Below are 17586 nucleotides of genomic sequence, written 5' to 3' on the forward strand. Positions count from 1 at the left end.
ACATCACCTCATTTTATTAAATCAAATAAAATAAAAAAAATCTGATATCCATAAAAATTGTTAGTCCAAAGCAATAGTATAAAAATACCATTCTAATAATAAACATTGATAAACTTAACGAGTCATTGTACTTAAAATAGATACTAAGATCCCTCTTTAATTTACTTAACCATATTCCAACAACGATTACTGTACCAACGATTCCAATATTAAGTAATAAATCGACATATTCATTATGGGCTAAGTTTTCATTTAACTGATTATTTTTTTCTATGGCAACAGCATTAATGACATTTCCGCCAAATAATTGTTTACTCATATTTTGAGAAAAAAAATACTCTAAATGATTTCTAGCCAAATCTGTTCTATTTGTAGTAGCTGTTTTAATATCATTTGTTTCCAAAGCAATAAATTTTTGATTTATTCTTTGTGAAAATGTATTTAAAATAGTAGCATTGGGATTATTCAAGCCATAATTAAAAATAAAAACAGCCAAACTTATTGAGGTCAAAAAAAGTACAATAGTTTTTAAACTAATCTTATATCTCAATAAAATATAAACAAAGAAAATTAATATTATTCCTAAAATTGCAGTTGTACTCATAGTCGAAACAATCATTATTAATAAAGTAATCGCTAATATAATTTTATTTCTTTTTGTAAATATTTCTAATGTTACTACCGCAAAAAATCCAATTGAAAAGAAAAAGCCCATATAATTCGGATCATTAAACGTTCCCATCCACCTAGTTAGGGTCAAAAATTGTTCACTCGCATCAATTAATTCATTATATCTCATAACATTTCCTGTAAAAATTCCAGTTATAAAAGAAGCAATGCAAGCAAATACATAGTACTTAAAAAATATAACAACATTCTTTTTATTATTTAAAAATTTTGACACATAACAAAAAACAGCAATAAAATTAATTATAAGAATTATTGCATTTTTTAAATCATATGAACTATATGCTAAAGTAATATAAAGCATAATTATGATTAAGATTGTAATATTTTTTTTTGATGAACTTATTTTGCTAGATGTCATTATTTTTAATAGGCATAATACTAAATATGTCGAAAATAATGATAAATTTATTATAGGTATAACAAAAATTGAATGATAAAATAATACAATAGGAAAAATCAAATAAAATTCTTCACTAAAAAAAAGAATAATCATTATCACAAAAATAATTCCCGCTACTATGTTCATTGAAATTAATCCTGTAAATGCTGATATAAAATATATCATACTTAATAATATTCTTTTATAATTTATTTTTAATAATGATAATTTTTTCAAATTTAATTGTGCTATTTTCATCATCTCCTTAACTTTTTATTTTTTCTATATACTTATAAAAATCATTTAACTCCATATTCTTAGAAAAATCATATTTATTTAAGTTTATTTTTATTTCTTTTATTAGATTATTTTTTTCATAAATAGCTTGTATTTTTTCTGCAACTGCCATATCTGTATTTTGAACAACAAACCCTGTTTTACCATTTTTAATTTGATCAAAAGCTGAAGGATATTCAGTTACTATAGGAATAACACCTAACATTTGACTTTCAACAACAGTTACAGGTGTTCCTTCATAGTAAGATGTTAAACAAAATAAATCGCTATATTTTATAAATGGATAAGGATTTTTTTTCATTCCCAGAAAAATCACTTTATCCGATAAATTATTTTTTTCTACTAATGTTAATAACTTTTCTTTTTCTATACCATCACCTATAATAGTCCATAAAAAATCAATATTGTTATTTTTTAGTTCTTTTGCGGATAATACAACTCTATGTAATGCTTTTACAGGATCAAAGCGTGCAACAGTTATAATCTTTAATCCACTAAATGATTTAATTTTTTCTATATATTTATCATCAGTATCTTCACACGCTCTTTTTAAAACTAATTCTTTGTCTAAAATATTTTTTATTACAACTGCTTTATAAGAAAAATCAGGATGTAATTTACAAAAATCAATTTTACATGCTTCTGAAATTGTTACAATATAATCTATTTTTTCTATCCAATCTATTTCTAAAAATGGTGTATCAGTTATTTTGCTATATAAAGAATGCAACCAACACATTTTTATATCGGCATCAATTCTATATGCTATATATTTATCAGACCATCCTTCCATCCCACCTATTGCAATGTCAAATTTTTGATTTATCTTTCGAGAAAAGTATTTCGCTTGAATCTCACTAAATAGAGTGCTTGGAAATTTATTTTTTTTATTCTTTATTTGGTAGCTTAATCCTTTAAATAAATAACCTTTAAATATTGCTAATAATATTTTCTTTATATCATTAACTAAATTTTTTTTTGAAGCAGCTGGTTCTAATAAAGTTACATTTTCAGGAATATAATTAAATAATTCTCCATTATTTCTATATAAAATCAAATAAACGTCATATTTACTTCTATCAATTGCATTTATTAGCGAGAGTAAGCTTGTTGTACTCCCTCCAATTATCATTGAATAATATGCAAATAAAATCTTTTTCTTCATTAATCAATTCACCCATATTTATTTTAAATTTTTTGTATACTTTAGTTATTATTAATAACTTTTTTATTTTCATAAATTACTTAACCATTCCATAATTTTTTTTGTTTGTATAACATTATTTTTAGTATTTAAAACAAATTTCTGCGCCATTTTACCCTTTTTTCTTAATTCTTTATCTGTTAAATTTAAAACATATCTAAACATATTAGCTATTCCGTCGACATTTTCATTTTCTATTATATATTCATACTTTTTATATTCATCTGGTATTCCTGGTAAATCAGTTGCTAATAGAGGAGTACCTGATGCCATATATTCTAAATTCTTAGATGGAAAAGAATACTTTGTAAATTCCTCGTTTGATGGTCTAGGATTAATAAGTAATGTAGCTTTTTTTTGCTCTTTAACTATATATTCATTAGGTTTGGTTCCAAAATACTTAATATTAGAATTTTTCTGGCATAAATCTATTAATTCGTTTTTAAAATCTCCATCCCCATATATATGTAATTCTGAGTTCAATACCTTAGCTTTGATAAAACCTTTTACTAAATACTCAATCCCATATATTTTTGCTAACGTTCCAGTATACATACAAACTTTTTTTTCATATTTTTTATATTCAGTTTCACCAAGAATTGTATAATCAACACTACCTTCTATTACAATATATGGCTTATTTTTATGTGTAATATTATTCACAATATAATTATTCATTTCATCAGTGAGCAACACATAATTATCAAACATCGTAATTATCATATTATTAAATCTATTTTTTCCTTTATCAGATAAAAAATCTGGTAAATCTGTAATTATACCAATAGATTTAATTCTTAGAATTTTAGATGCAATTACTGCGCCTAATGAAACTGATTGATTCAAACAGTCTGCTATTAAAAATACATTATCTTTGCATTTTGCTAATTTGAACATTTCAATCATTGCAGTTAAAATTATAAAAATATTTTTTAAGATAGGTAAATTTATAACCGTTAAATAGTTATAAAAGATTGAACCTTCTTTTTCATAGCTCTTTTTTATAAACATTTTATTACAATTTTTTCTTGTAACAGGCAATGCACTTAAAATTTGGATATCACATTTATTAAATGCAAAACCATTACATAATAATTGATGGAACTTTTGAACTTGAAACCCTGCATATGTATTATTTTTAAATAGATCCTTGTTTTTTTGTTTTGAAATAAGACATGATGCATAGATTATTCTCAAAATAATCACTTCCTTTCTTTTTTATGCATAAAATGATTATTTACACCAAAACTACTATTCTATTGACATTATTCATATGTTTCGTTATCTTCTATCTTTTTAAAAAAATCAGCATGTATCGCACTCATATTTTCTAATGTATATTTATTGATTTTATTTAAGCAATTTTCCATAATAATCTTTCTTTTTTTATTCGATAAAGAAAAAAATAAATTCGTTTTTTCTAGCAATATTTCTTCACTTTCAATATCAATTATATAACCATTTTTCCCGTTCTCTATTAATTCTAATCCTGCAATACATTTATTTGTTGTTATCACCGGTAATCCTTGTGACATAGCTTCATTAATAACTAATCCCCAAATATCTTCCCTTGTAGGTAAAACAAAAAGATCAGCGCTTCTATACCAACTTAATATCGATTCTTTATCTTGAAAATCTACAAAATATAAATTATTCATTTTATATTTTTCTTTTAATTTTAGATATTCATTTGTTGGTTTGCCACCAATAATATATATTCCAATAGATTTATCTAAATCCTTATACGCTTCAATCATCCAATCAAAGCCTTTTCTATAAATGAATTGACCAATTGATAAAATCACTTTTTCTTCTTTTACTTTATTTTTAATTTTATTTTTTTCTTTTTCTATATATGAAATGGGCTGATTTAATATTTCATTTTTATAAATAGAAGTAAATGGATATTTATATATTCTTTCTTTTTCTGCACCATAGTAAACAAGATATTTATTAGTTTCATTTCCTGAACTTAACCAGTATTTTGCTGAAGAAATAAAAAATGTTTTAACAATTTTTTTTAATTTTTTTTCATCATAATTAATAAATCCACCATCAGCATTTAATATGTATGGTATATTATGCATTCTCATATAAACGCTAGCAATCATTGCAGTTAAAGAACTATATCCTCCCAAAATAATAATATCAAAATCTTTTCTCAAATATTTTATGATGTCAAAAGATGCAGATGCTTCATTACCTATACTCTTAGATTTAAGAAAAATACCATTAAAATTAAATTCATTGTTATACCATTCGTCATTTCTGTCATCTGCCTTTTTTCTTTCAAATAATACTGTTAAATCACAATATCTATTCAATTCATTAAAAAAATTAACACGATATGGTGACGCTAAATTAGTAATATATAATACTTTCATAGTCATTATTCCTTCATTAATTTTAAATAAGTATCATTTATAAATTTCATTTTTATACATTTTTGTTTAATATCAGCTTTATTAATATTCAAAATTTTTATAACACTTTCGTCAACAGATTTACTAAATATTGTCGTTGATTCATCAGCAAAAGCACTTTCCGGGCTACCACCTGTATCAAATGTTATTACTGGTGTTCCACATGCTATTGCTTCTAAATTTACAGTTGGATAATTATCTTCTAATGTCGGATTAAAAAGAACTTCAGCTGCACTATACCATTTGACTAACTCCTGTACATTTTCTGTTCTAGTAATTCCAATGATATTATCAGATACTTTTTTTTGCTGTTTTTTATTAAGTCCAATTAAAACAATTTGATAATTACTATCCAATCTTTTTGATAGTTTAATAAATATATCTAAACCTTTTCTTTTATCCCAAACTGAAGCCACGCCTAATATTATTTTTTTATTTTTAATACTATATTTTTCTTTAATATTTGATTTAGTATACTTAAATATCTTTGTATCTACACCATTATTGATTACTTCTATTTGGTACGATTTTAAGTACGATTTTTCTACTTCATTCTTAAGCCATTCACTTGGTGTTACTAAAATCATATTTTCGACATTATTAAATATCTCTTTTTTTCTATTGAAATTTTTCTCGACTTTAGAAAATATTGCTTTTGGGTATTCATTTTTATTCGGACAATTGCTATTACAACATCTTTGCCATTTATTACATTTTGCATAAGTATAATAAGCACAATGACCTGTAAAAGCCCAACAATCATGTAATGTCCATATCTTCTTTATCTCTGGATGTGCTCTTAAATATTTAAACAATATTTCAATATTTACATAATATCCATGGATATTATGTAAATGAATGATATCTGGCTTAAATTCATCTATTTTTTTTATAAATTCTTTCGTTGCTTGTTTACTACCAAAGCCACTTGCATCAAATAATCTAGCTTTTAAAACATGTAAATAAATATCTAATTTATTTCCTATTTTAATTGTTTTAGACCCTTTTGGTGCTTCTCCTCTTCCATATGCAATACAACATTCATGCCCTGCTTCAACAGCTACTTTGTAAAGATTTTTACAAATTGATCCTGTTGATCCATTACAGACCGAATTAATAAATAATATCCTAGACATTATTTATTCTCCCATTTCTTCAATTCATCTCTTACTAACTTGACTTCCATTAATTTTTCTTTTACTTCTTCTAAGGACATTAGTCTAGTGTTATTTGAATTAAACTGTGTTAATGTATTTTTTCCCATTCCTTCAAAGAAATACTTATCATAGTTTAAATCTCTTTTATCAGCCGGTACTCGATAAAAATCACCCATATCAATTGCGTTAGCACATTCTTCATCAGTAAGTAGTGTTTCATACATCTTTTCTCCATGTCTAATTCCTATTACTTTGATTTCATTATCAGCATGGAATAATTCTTTTACTGCCTTAGCTAATACTTCAATTGTACAAGCAGGTGCTTTTTGAACAAAAATATCGCCACTTTCTCCATTTTCAAATGCAAATAACACTAGATCTACTGCTTCTTCTAGTGTCATGACAAACCTTGTCATCGTTGGATCTGTTACTGTTAAATCATTTCCTTCTTTTATTTGATTAATAAAAAGAGGTACCACACTACCTCTTGATGCTAATACATTTCCATATCTTGTACACATGATTGCTGTTTTATCTGGATCTACTGTTCTAGATTTAGCTACGATTACTTTTTCCATCATTGCTTTGCTCGTACCCATTGCATTAACTGGATAAGCAGCTTTATCTGTTGATAGACATACTACTCTTTTGACTCCACATTCAATTGCTGCAGTTAAGACATTTTCAGTTCCCAAGACATTTGTCTTAACAGCTTCAATTGGAAAGAACTCACAAGATGGTACCTGTTTTAAAGCTGCAGCATGATAGACATAATCAACACCATACATTGCATTTTTGATACTGTTTATATCACGGACATCGCCGATATAAAACTTAAGTTTATGAAAAACATCAGGATATTTAGCCTGATATTCATGTCTCATATTATCCTGTTTTAATTCATCTCTAGAAAACACTCTGATTTCTTTGATATCAGTTTCTAAAAATCTGTTTAATACTGCATTACCAAAGGAACCAGTCCCTCCTGTAATTAATAATGTTTTATCTTTAAATTGACTCATACAAGTTCCTCCATACATTTTTCTAACTTTGATATCAGTTTATTTTTATTAAAATTACTTTTTCCATAACAGTATGATCTTTCTTTATACTCGTTCAACAGATCATTTGGTAATTCAATAAACTGATTGCACACCTTTACTAGTCCATCTACTGAAATATCCTCACTTACTATTCCGGCCTTTGATTCTTCAATTATTCTTTTCCCTTCTCCACTAACACAACCTAATATTGGTACACCACATGCTAAATATGTTTGTAATTTTGCAGGAATTGTCATTTCAAAAACCGGATTTGGTTTAAGTATCAAAAGTGCTGCATCTGCACCTTTTAAATATTTAGGTATTTCTTTTTCGGGATGAAACCCATGAAACTTTACTCTATCATTGATTTCATATTCATTTACCAGTTTTTCTAATTTTTCTTTACTTCTTCCTTCACCAACAAAATGCCAGCATATTTTTTTATTTTTTAATACTTTTGCAGCTTCAATTGCTAAATCGATTCCTTGAGCTTCACCTATATTGCCGGTAAATACGATATTGAAATAATCCTTATTATATATGGATACTTCTTCATCTGTTTTATTTACTGTTGAATACTGAGGCCAGTATCTTACCTTGTCTTTATCTTTAATTCTTTCTTGTATCTTTGATACAAAGCTAGGACTTGCAGTTAAAATAAGATCGCAATGTCTATAAATATAATTTACCATCTTATTGACTAATCCAATTATTATTGAGTTAGTCATTCCAGTTACTGCAACAATGTTTTCTGGCCATAGATCCTGAATGTTTATAATAATAGGTATATTCTTTTTCTTTTTTAATTTGATTGCTGGTAAAGCTACGGTTATCGGTGATACTTCAAAAACATAAATCAAATCAAAATCTCTATTTTGAAGTTTTTTTAATTTCTTATTTGCTTCAATTACAAAACTAACATAATTTCTAATTAGATTAACTGAGCCTGTTTTCCTTGGTCTAAGCTTACAGCGATAAACTGGTATATCATTCCATACCTCATCACAGTTTTTTGTATCATCATAACCTTCAAAATATTCTCCCTTAGGATAATTGGGCAATCCTGTTAATACAGTAATTTCATGACCTCTTTTTTTCAATTCTAAAGCAAGATCATTGATTCTAAAATTTTCAGGATAAAAATACTGACTGACAATTAATATTTTCATATTAACTGCTCACCTCTGTCTTTTCTATCGATTCCCTTAGATTATAACGGCAATAGTTTTCACTATATTGACTCATCGATTTTTCATATACCAGATTGCCAAAAGCCTTATTGCATAAAACGCTTATCTTACCCGGTACCTTAGAACCGATAAAAACACCAATATTCAATATACCTGATATTCTTATTCCAGGATTAATAGTTTTTACTATTGTAGTAGTACTTGTATATTCGCTGTTTTGAGGATAATAGATTCCTTGAGCATTATTACTAATCATCAATCTGACAAACTCACACAAGTTTTCTACATAAAGCATACTTCTTTGATTGTTGATTTTTGGAAATACCGGTAATTTTTGGGCTAGTTTTGATAACATCGGATAATTTCCTTTGCTACCTTTTCCATAGATCATTGGTGGACGAATAATAACAAGATTAAAACTGTCATCCTGTAATGGTGATAATTTTATTTCCGCCTGTAACTTACTATCACCATAAAAATTTACTGGTTCAGGCTTTGTATCTTTTGTAATTATCTTTGTTTTACCATATGGCGCACTTTCACCATAAACAATTATTGATGACATATAGATAAACTGTTTTACTTTGCTTTTTTTTGCTTTCAAAGCTGTTTCATATGCCAAATCACAGTTTACCTGATAATATAATTTCTCTGTCTCTTTTGATACATCCCCGACATCAGCATGAGCTATCCCAGCTACATGAAAAATGGAATCATAGCCACTAAAATCATATTCTTTCCAGTTTGAATCCATCATATCCAATGTATCGATTTGATATTCATCTGGATAATTTCCATAAATATATTTTTCAAACGATGTCCCGATATAACTATTTGCTCCAGTTATCAGGATTTTTTTCATGATACTTCACCATCCTTTTTATGAAGCTCACCAGTTCCTCCTTCTACAACTCCATCTGATCTTAGTACTGATGTTATTGTTCCAAAGAAACATTTCAGATCAAATAAAAAAGAGATACGCTTAACGTATTCTCCATCTAATCTTGCTTTTACTGGTATTTCCAATTCATCTCTGCCATTGATTTGCGCCCATCCTGTTAATCCCGGTTTAACATTATTAGCCTGATATTTATCTCTTTCAGCAATTAAATCATCCTGATTCCATAATGCCGGTCTTGGTCCAATAATTGACATTTCCCCTTTTAGGATATTAATTATTTGTGGCAATTCATCCAAGGAAGTTTTTCTTAAAAACTTACCTGCTCTAGTAATAAATTGGTCAGGATTAGCTAACATATGAGTAGGCATATCTTTAGGGGTATCAATATACATTGTTCTAAACTTATAAATATTAAAGTTTGATTTATTGATACCTATTCTTTTTTGTTTAAACAAAATCGGTCCTTTACTATCTAATTTTATCCAGATACATAGAATAATAAAAACAGGACTTAATATAATAAGTCCACATAATGATAAAATAAAATCAATGATTCTTTTTATTACTTTTTTATACATTAAATCCCCACCTCAAAATCATATTCATCCTTTAACTTAATTACACAACCATCCTCTATATCACTACCAGCTTTTACCTTAGTATTAAAGGTAACAGTACAATTACTCCCTATTCTTGACATCGAACCAATCAAAGTATTAGGTCTGATAACACTGTTAGAATAGATTAAACAATAATCTTCTATAATAGCATCATGATTAATTGTAGTATTCGCTGTAATGATACAGCCTACTCCAATACTAGCATTAGCCTCTATTATTGCATTATTAAAAACAACAGTACCTTCTTTTATTGATGCATATGGAGAAACAACTGCATTAAAAGCAACAATAGAAATGACATGATATCCTATACATTTTGCTTTATTGATCAATTTCTTTCTAAGTTTGTTATTGCCAATAGCTATAAAAATATCTTCATATTCAGGATAATAATTATCCATTTCATTAATACAGTCTATCACTTTACAATCATTTACAATTTTATTTACATAATTATCATCGAGAAAAGCAATCGTATCATAAATTTTTAAATCTCTAACAATATCTAAGCAGCATCGCCCATGTCCACCTGATCCCACAATTAATAATTTTTTCATCATTTTGTTATTACAACCTTTTCCTTTTTTATATTTTTATAGTTATATGTCGGAACCATTTTCTTCACAAACTCTTTTATTTCATTTTTTTCTTCATATGCTTCTTCTTTTAATTCTTTTAAATCTTCAAAAAAACTGTCTTCATCCAATTCAATTGGTTTTCCGATATGGATCATATGATTTGGCGTATCCTGTAATCCTTCTTCTTCCATCAATAGCTCTTCATACAGCTTTTCTCCTGGTCTTAATCCGGTATAAACAATATCAATATCTACATTTGGTTCATACCCTGATAATTTGATCAGGTTCTTTGCCATATCTGCTATCTTGACTGGTTCTCCCATATCTAAGACAAAAATCTCGCCACCTTTGGCATATGCCCCCGCCTGTAGTACTAAACTTACTGCTTCAGGTATCGTCATAAAATATCTGATGATATCTGGATGAGTTACCGTTACTGGTCCACCTTCTTTAATCTGTTTTTTAAATAACGGAATTACTGATCCATTTGATCCTAAGACATTTCCAAATCTTACTGCTACATACTCCGTTTTTGATTTTTTATTATATGTCTGTACGATCATTTCACATAACCGTTTCGTTGCTCCCATGATGTTCGTTGGATTTACTGCTTTATCTGTTGATATTAAAATAAATTTCTTGGTTTTATATTTGTCAGCTGCTTTTACTACATTCAGTGTTCCAAAAACATTGTTCTTTACTGCTTCATTAGGACTATCTTCCATCAATGGTACATGTTTATGTGCTGCTGCATGGTAAACAATATCCGGATGATATGTTTCAAACAGCTTATCCACTTTTACTGAATTTCTAACTGATGCTATCATCGTTTCCAGATGCAAATCAGGATATTTACGTCTTAACTCCAGCTGAATATCATAGGCATTGTTTTCATAGATATCAACGATTATCAAAGTCTCTGGTTTATTGGCAGCAATCTGACGACATAATTCACTTCCAATTGAACCACCGCCACCAGTAACCATTACTACCTTACCGGTTACATAACTCATGATGTCATCAAGATTGACTTTAATCGGTTCTCTGCCAAGTAAATCCTGAACTTCAACATCCTTAAAATCACTGATATGGATATCATCATTGATAAACTGATAGATACCAGGAAGTCTTTTGATCTGGCATCTTGTTTCCTTACAGATATTTAAAATATTAGCTAATTCCTTTTTACTGATCGAAGGCATCGCAACGAGGATCTCACTGACACCGTATTTTTCAACCGCTTCAATGATCTTGTTACGACCGCCATAGATATCAACACCATGGATCTGTCTTTTCCATTTGCTAGGTTCATCATCGATAAAGCAGACAACTTCTTTATAGATATGATTAGAGTTATTGATTTCTCTTAATACTTTTTCACCTGCTACTCCAGCTCCAACGATTAAAACCCTATCTTTTACTGGTTTTGTTATTTGATTATTATACTTATTTGTATATAATCTAATAATTCGATAACAAAACCGATTACCACCGACTGTTATTATTAGAATCAAAAAATAAATAAAATAAAAACTTGTTGTTATATATTGATTAAAAACCAATGATAACAACAAATTACTTAAACTAGCTATTAAACAAGCTACAATAATATTTTTTAATTCAGTAACTGAGGCAAATTGCCATAAACTTTGATATAGTTTAAAAATTACAAATATTAATATATCAATAATCACTATTGGAATAATTAAAACAAATATTTTTTCCAAATACATGCTAGAAAGATTACCATCAAACTGTAAAAACAAAGCACTAAAACAAGAAAAAATAATACAACAAACATCAATTATTCCTAATAAAAATCTTTTAAAATTAATACTAACCCTTCTACCTAGTGGCATAACTATCCCCCACTATTTTTCCACTTGTCATCTTCAATAAATTATCCCTCCATATATCTTCTAATAACAATTCCCTTAACTTTAAAATATTAATTAATTTCTAATTAATAACTATTCATCAAAGCATTACTTAAAACAAAAAAAGGCAATAAAATCCCAGTACACTCCCCAAAAAAAGAGCGCACTAAAGGAAATTATTGCCATCTTAAATCCGTAACATGCCCTAGTCAATGATTACTTCATTAAAAGTATTGTTATTATAGTCATTACAGACTATAGCCGAATTATAGGATAATTTGTTGTATTTTTCAATAAAATAATAAATAAATAACAAATTTATAATAAATAAATTAGATAATATAATTATTAAAAACAAATATTTTACATTTTAAATCATAATTATTTTTTTACTAGTAGTTTAAATATTTGTTATAATAATTACATCATATTATAAGGAGGTCCAACTTATGAAAATACTTTCTTTAGCCCCTTTTACAAACCAGGAAAAAGATATTTTAACTAAAACATTTCCTAATCATCAATTTACTTTCGTTAAGGGAGCAAAACTTACACAAGATATGATCGATAATTGTGATATGTTAATTGGTAACGCACCTGAGCGAATCGATTTAAATCGTGATAATTTAAAAGCTATTCAATTAGCTAGTGCTGGTAGTGATACTTATGTAAAAAAAGAGGTGTTAAATCACAATACTATATTAGCCAATGCTAGTGGCAGTTATGGAAAAGCAATTAGTGAACATACAATTGGAATGATTTTAGCTTTGAATAAAAACTTTAAAACTTATTTTAATAACATGAATAATCATTTATGGCAAGAAGTTAAAAATGGTAAAGAACTTTATCATAGTACTGTTATTATTGTTGGTTTAGGTGATTTAGGTTATGAAATTGCTAAAAGACTAAAAGCTTTTGATTGTAAAGTCATTGGTTTAAAAAGAACACTAATTGATATTCCTGAATATGTTGATGAACTACATACAATGGATAAACTAGATGAAATCTTACCTCAAGGTGATTTTGTTATTCTTTGTTTACCACAATCACAAGAAACAATTAATTTATTCAATAAAAAAAGATTGCTGCTATTAAAAAAAGATGCTGTTTTAGTTAATGTTGGTCGTGGCTCAGCTATTAATACTAACGATTTAAAAGAAGTACTCGATTTAAATCATCTTTATGGAGTAGCTCTTGATGTTATCGATCCAGAACCATATCCTGAAAATAGTGATTTATGGAACTATGATAATGTATTTATCACCCCACATGTTTCAGGGGGATTTGCTTGGAAAAGTGTTCATGAATATTTTTTAAATCTTGTAATTAGAAATATTAAACATTTAGATAATAATGAACCATTAGAAAATGAAGTTGACTTTACAACTGGTTATCGCAAAATTGTAAAATATAATTAAAATGGGAAGATTGTAAAAATCTCCCCTTTTCATATTTGAATAATTTTATATTTATGGATTACATACACTACAAGCTCTTAATCCTTGACTAATTGCACTGCTTCTAGAAACCGGTATACAGCTTCTAGAAAGATAACGACAACCACTACGATGATAACAATCACCAGTCCGAGTTTTATATACAGTATATGTTACATCATCATTTTTATTTACTGGCAAATTGCTTTGATAATTATTAACCGGTTTTGGATTAGTTACTACAACATTAGTAGAAACTTGTTTTCCATTTACTGTTGCTGTAATCGTTGCACTTCCAGCACTTTTAGCAATAATATTTCCTGCATTATCAACGCTAGCAACATTTGGATTACTTGAGTTATAAAAAATAGCACTGTTGCAATTAGTTGAAACTTCAAACTTAGATGTCCCTTCAGGACTTAAAGAAATACTTGCTGGTGATGTTGTTTGCAACAATAATTGATTAACTATTACCGGTATTTCAACTTCATTTTTATTACCATATTTATCTTCAACTATATACTTAGCAATATAACTACCTGGTGTATTATAATTAACAGCTGAATCGTCATAACTTGTTTTATAAGATGATAAATCATCAACACTTACCAGACTATCATAATCAATAACATCATTTTCAAAAATATTAGCACTATTTCTTAATTTAATTTCTGGTGCTGTTGTATCTTTTACTATTAATTTAAGTGTCTTTTCACTATCTCGATACTTATATTTAATAGTATATTCTCCAACATCTACGTCATCAAAATCACTTATCTTTTTACAAGTAAATTCAATATCATCTACAACACTTTTGTCATCATAAATAGAAGTATCAATACTATTTATCAAGTACTTTTCAACATTTTCTCCATATTCAACATTTACTGTCTTTGCATTTAATTTAAGTTCTGGATGTGAGTAACTATGATATCCAGTTATCCCACCTATAAGTGCTATTAATATAGCTACTATCCCAATAATTTTTTTTCTTTTTTTTAAACTTCATCACTTTACCCCATTTCTATATATATTATAGGAAATATCTTTCCTATCAGCAGGAAGGTATTATACTACATATTATTAAAAAATGGGAAATTATCAATAATTTTACAATTAATAATTTCAATAAATATATTAAATAAAAAATGGTATTACTATTTCATTAAACAAAGAAGTAATACCATTAATAAACCAAAATTTTATCTCAGTTCAAAAGCCGTTTTTCTAACTTTTAAATAACAAATGAAATGAACAATAAATGTTAATATCCATGATATTGGATAAGATATATATAAAACAAATAACGAATGATCAATTGCAAAAATAGTAAATATCCAAATAACTCTAAATAAACAAGCACCCGTTAAAGAAACAATCATTGGCATTATTGAATATCCCATACCACGTAAACTTCCTACAATTACATCCATCATACCACATAAAAAATATGATGAACAAACAATACTCAAACGAAGGATCCCAGCTGCGATTACCTGTGGATCAGTAGAATAAATACTTAACAAGATATTACCTGATAAATAAGCACCAATTCCAAGTACTAATCCTACAATACTAACAAAACCTAAACATCTAATTAAAATCTGGTCAACACGTTTATAGTTTTTAGCACCCATATTTTGACTAGTAAAACTTAATGATGTTTGGTAAACTGCATTCATGGCAGTATATACAAATCCTTCGATATTACTAGCTGCAGTATTTCCTGCAATGATAATAGAACCAAAAGAATTAATAGAAGATTGAATCAAAACATTAGAAATATTGAAAATCATACCTTGCAACCCTGCTGGCAAACCAATTTTTAACATTTTAATTAACTTATCTTTATGAAAATGCAAACGATCTCGATGTATTTTTAATACTCCATCATCCTGGTACATACATCTTAAAACAAAAAAACCTGAAATATATTGCGATACAGTAGTTGAAATTGCTACTCCTGCAACTCCTAAATTAAAGCCAACAACTAATATTAAATTTCCAATAACATTAATTATTCCTGCTACTGTTAAAAAGTATAGCGGTCTCCTTGTATCACCGACAGCTCTTAATAAAGCAGCACCAAAATTATAAATCATAAATCCTGGCATACCTAAAAAGTAAATTCGCATATAAATAGTTGATAAACTAATAACATTTTCAGGAGTTCCCATTAATTCAAGCATTGGTCTAGCTAACAAGATACCAACAAAAATCATCAAAATACCACCATAAATAGCTACGCATATGGCAGTATGAACAGTCTCAGAAGCATTTTTTTCATCTTGCGCTCCACAAAACCGGCCAAACAAAACATTAGCACCAACTGAAATACCGATAAATAAATTTACTAATAGATTAATCAATGATGAAGTAGCACCAACAGCAGCCAAAGAATCACTACCACTAAATCTCCCAACAACTACAATATCTGCCGCATTAAATAATAACTGTAATATCCCTGATAACATTAATGGTACCGCAAATATTATAATTTGCTTTAATAGTGGCCCATTACACATATCAATCTCATATTTTTTCACGATTTCCCCTTCTTTCTAAAAGTATTATACAGAGTATTTCTTTAGAAGTGATGACTTTTCTAATTCTGAAACATCTTTATTATAGAACAAAAATATCTTTTAATCACTTTTAATTTACATTAAATTAATTATTTACTTATATAATTTTAAGATTGTTTTATATAATTTAAAATCAATAAAATATCAACTAAGTTTCTATATCATTATGATGATATCCTATTTATAGCTTTCTCATTATTTTTAAATATTTAAATTCATTTTAGAGATTAGAAATGAATGTTAAAAATGATTTATTTTATTAGAAAAGCAGCATATAATATTATAAACATAAATAATTGTTGTTTATTTCATAATATTAAATGCATTGAGGTGAATTTTATGAGTTTATTAAAAAAGCTTGAATTAGCTAATCATTTTTCATCATCTGAAAAAAGTATTGCTAGTTATATATTGAATAATACTGAAGAGGTTTTAAATCTTTCAACTATTGAATTGGCCAAAAAAACCTATACATCGCCAGCTACTATTGTCCGGTTATGTCAAAAATTAGATTTTAAGGGTTATAACGATTTTAAAATTGCATTATCTGCTAATTTACAATACATACTTTCACACCAAAAAAATATTAATGCAAATTTCCCATTTCAAAAAAATACTAATCTTTCTCATATAAGCAACACGATTGCTAAATTATATAAAGAAAGTATTGATGAAACTCTTCAATTAATTAATGAAGATATCCTAAGAAAAAGTGTTATCCTACTTGATAACGCTAAAGTTATTGATATTTATGGTGTTTCTGGACCATTAAGAATTGCAAGTGATTTTCAATATAAGATGTTTAGAATTGGTAAAGATGTTCGAATTGCTTCAATGGTTAATGAACAGCTCTTCCAGGCAGCACAATCTAAAGCTGATCATTGTGCGATTCTTGTTTCTTACTCTGGAGAGACAGAGGAAGTAATTAAAGCTGCTCAAATCTTGAAGCAAAAGCAGATTCCAATGATCGCTATTACATCTATTGGCGATAATCAATTAACTAAGTACTGTCAATATATTTTAAATATTGATAGTCGCGAACAGATCTATAATAAAATTTCAACATTAGGCTCTACTCTTTCAATCCACCTGGTTTTTGATATTTTATATACAGCTATTTTTTCTAGACATTATGATGAAGCATTATCATATAAAATTACAACTGATCAATTAATCGATCACCGAACTAATAAATAATTAGATAAA

General features: G+C 27.5%; 15 protein-coding genes. 2 read left to right on the forward strand and 13 right to left on the reverse strand.

All coding sequences use genetic code 11. From position 1 onward, the window contains the following. Positions 1 to 16: 16 nt before the first annotated feature. The 11 genes from ABGT36_RS11160 to ABGT36_RS11210 form a co-directional block, all read right to left on the reverse strand. Positions 17 to 799, reverse strand: coding sequence for an O-antigen ligase (locus ABGT36_RS11160; RefSeq protein WP_143357592.1), 783 nt, complete (start codon positions 797 to 799; stop codon positions 17 to 19). Between the two features lie 535 nt (positions 800 to 1334). Next, positions 1335 to 2531 carry a glycosyltransferase gene (locus ABGT36_RS11165; protein WP_346678005.1) on the reverse strand — a complete coding sequence of 399 codons (1197 nt, stop codon included), beginning with the start codon at positions 2529 to 2531 and terminating at the stop codon, positions 1335 to 1337. Positions 2532 to 2600: 69 nt separating this feature from the next. Beyond that, the gene (locus tag ABGT36_RS11170) at positions 2601 to 3767 is read right to left on the reverse strand and encodes a glycosyltransferase (protein WP_087302970.1); all 1167 of its coding nucleotides are present in this window, start codon (positions 3765 to 3767) and stop codon (positions 2601 to 2603) included. 68 nt (positions 3768 to 3835) lie between these two features. Further along, positions 3836 to 4954 (reverse strand): glycosyltransferase family 4 protein, encoded by a 1119-nt coding sequence (locus tag ABGT36_RS11175; protein WP_158095238.1) that lies wholly within the window; start codon positions 4952 to 4954, stop codon positions 3836 to 3838. Between the two features lie 5 nt (positions 4955 to 4959). Then, positions 4960 to 6129 carry a glycosyltransferase gene (locus ABGT36_RS11180; protein WP_346678007.1) on the reverse strand — a complete coding sequence of 390 codons (1170 nt, stop codon included), beginning with the start codon at positions 6127 to 6129 and terminating at the stop codon, positions 4960 to 4962. After that, complete coding sequence (locus ABGT36_RS11185; protein WP_346678009.1) at positions 6129 to 7172, reverse strand: nucleoside-diphosphate sugar epimerase/dehydratase; 1044 nt, start codon at positions 7170 to 7172, stop codon at positions 6129 to 6131. The genes ABGT36_RS11180 and ABGT36_RS11185 overlap by 1 nt, the downstream gene beginning before the upstream one ends. Continuing rightward, complete coding sequence (locus ABGT36_RS11190) at positions 7169 to 8362, reverse strand: glycosyltransferase family 4 protein (RefSeq protein WP_346678011.1); 1194 nt, start codon at positions 8360 to 8362, stop codon at positions 7169 to 7171. Before ABGT36_RS11190 ends, ABGT36_RS11185 begins: the two co-directional genes overlap by 4 nt. A gap of 1 nt (position 8363) precedes the next feature. Further along, complete coding sequence (locus ABGT36_RS11195; protein WP_346678013.1) at positions 8364 to 9245, reverse strand: NAD-dependent epimerase/dehydratase family protein; 882 nt, start codon at positions 9243 to 9245, stop codon at positions 8364 to 8366. Next, positions 9242 to 9862, reverse strand: a complete 621-nt coding sequence (locus ABGT36_RS11200; RefSeq protein ID WP_087302982.1) for a sugar transferase — start codon at positions 9860 to 9862, stop codon at positions 9242 to 9244. The genes ABGT36_RS11195 and ABGT36_RS11200 overlap by 4 nt, the downstream gene beginning before the upstream one ends. Beyond that, positions 9862 to 10464, reverse strand: a complete 603-nt coding sequence (locus tag ABGT36_RS11205; protein ID WP_346678016.1) for a sialic acid O-acetyltransferase — start codon at positions 10462 to 10464, stop codon at positions 9862 to 9864. Before ABGT36_RS11205 ends, ABGT36_RS11200 begins: the two co-directional genes overlap by 1 nt. Then, positions 10461 to 12341: a nucleoside-diphosphate sugar epimerase/dehydratase gene (locus ABGT36_RS11210; RefSeq protein ID WP_346678018.1), complete on the reverse strand. Its 1881-nt coding sequence runs from the start codon at positions 12339 to 12341 to the stop codon at positions 10461 to 10463. Before ABGT36_RS11210 ends, ABGT36_RS11205 begins: the two co-directional genes overlap by 4 nt. A gap of 467 nt (positions 12342 to 12808) precedes the next feature. On the opposite strand from ABGT36_RS11210, the gene ABGT36_RS11215 reads away from it, so the two are divergent. Further along, positions 12809 to 13777: a D-2-hydroxyacid dehydrogenase gene (locus tag ABGT36_RS11215; protein ID WP_346678020.1), complete on the forward strand. Its 969-nt coding sequence runs from the start codon at positions 12809 to 12811 to the stop codon at positions 13775 to 13777. 51 nt (positions 13778 to 13828) lie between these two features. On the opposite strand, the gene ABGT36_RS11220 is transcribed toward ABGT36_RS11215, so the two are convergent. Both ABGT36_RS11220 and ABGT36_RS11225 read right to left on the reverse strand, forming a co-directional pair. Further along, on the reverse strand, positions 13829 to 14647 hold the full coding sequence (locus ABGT36_RS11220; RefSeq protein WP_346678022.1) for an Ig-like domain-containing protein: 819 nt from the start codon (positions 14645 to 14647) through the stop codon (positions 13829 to 13831). Positions 14648 to 14997: 350 nt separating this feature from the next. Then, positions 14998 to 16341, reverse strand: a complete 1344-nt coding sequence (locus ABGT36_RS11225) for an MATE family efflux transporter (protein ID WP_346678024.1) — start codon at positions 16339 to 16341, stop codon at positions 14998 to 15000. Positions 16342 to 16719: 378 nt separating this feature from the next. On the opposite strand from ABGT36_RS11225, the gene ABGT36_RS11230 reads away from it, so the two are divergent. Further along, on the forward strand, positions 16720 to 17577 hold the full coding sequence (locus ABGT36_RS11230) for a MurR/RpiR family transcriptional regulator (protein WP_346678025.1): 858 nt from the start codon (positions 16720 to 16722) through the stop codon (positions 17575 to 17577). The last annotated feature ends 9 nt before the right edge of the window (positions 17578 to 17586 follow it).

Origin of the sequence: Erysipelatoclostridium sp. An173, assembly GCF_963931465.1 — a bacterium.
Classification (GTDB): domain Bacteria; phylum Bacillota_I; class Bacilli_A; order Erysipelotrichales; family Coprobacillaceae; genus Thomasclavelia; species Thomasclavelia merdavium.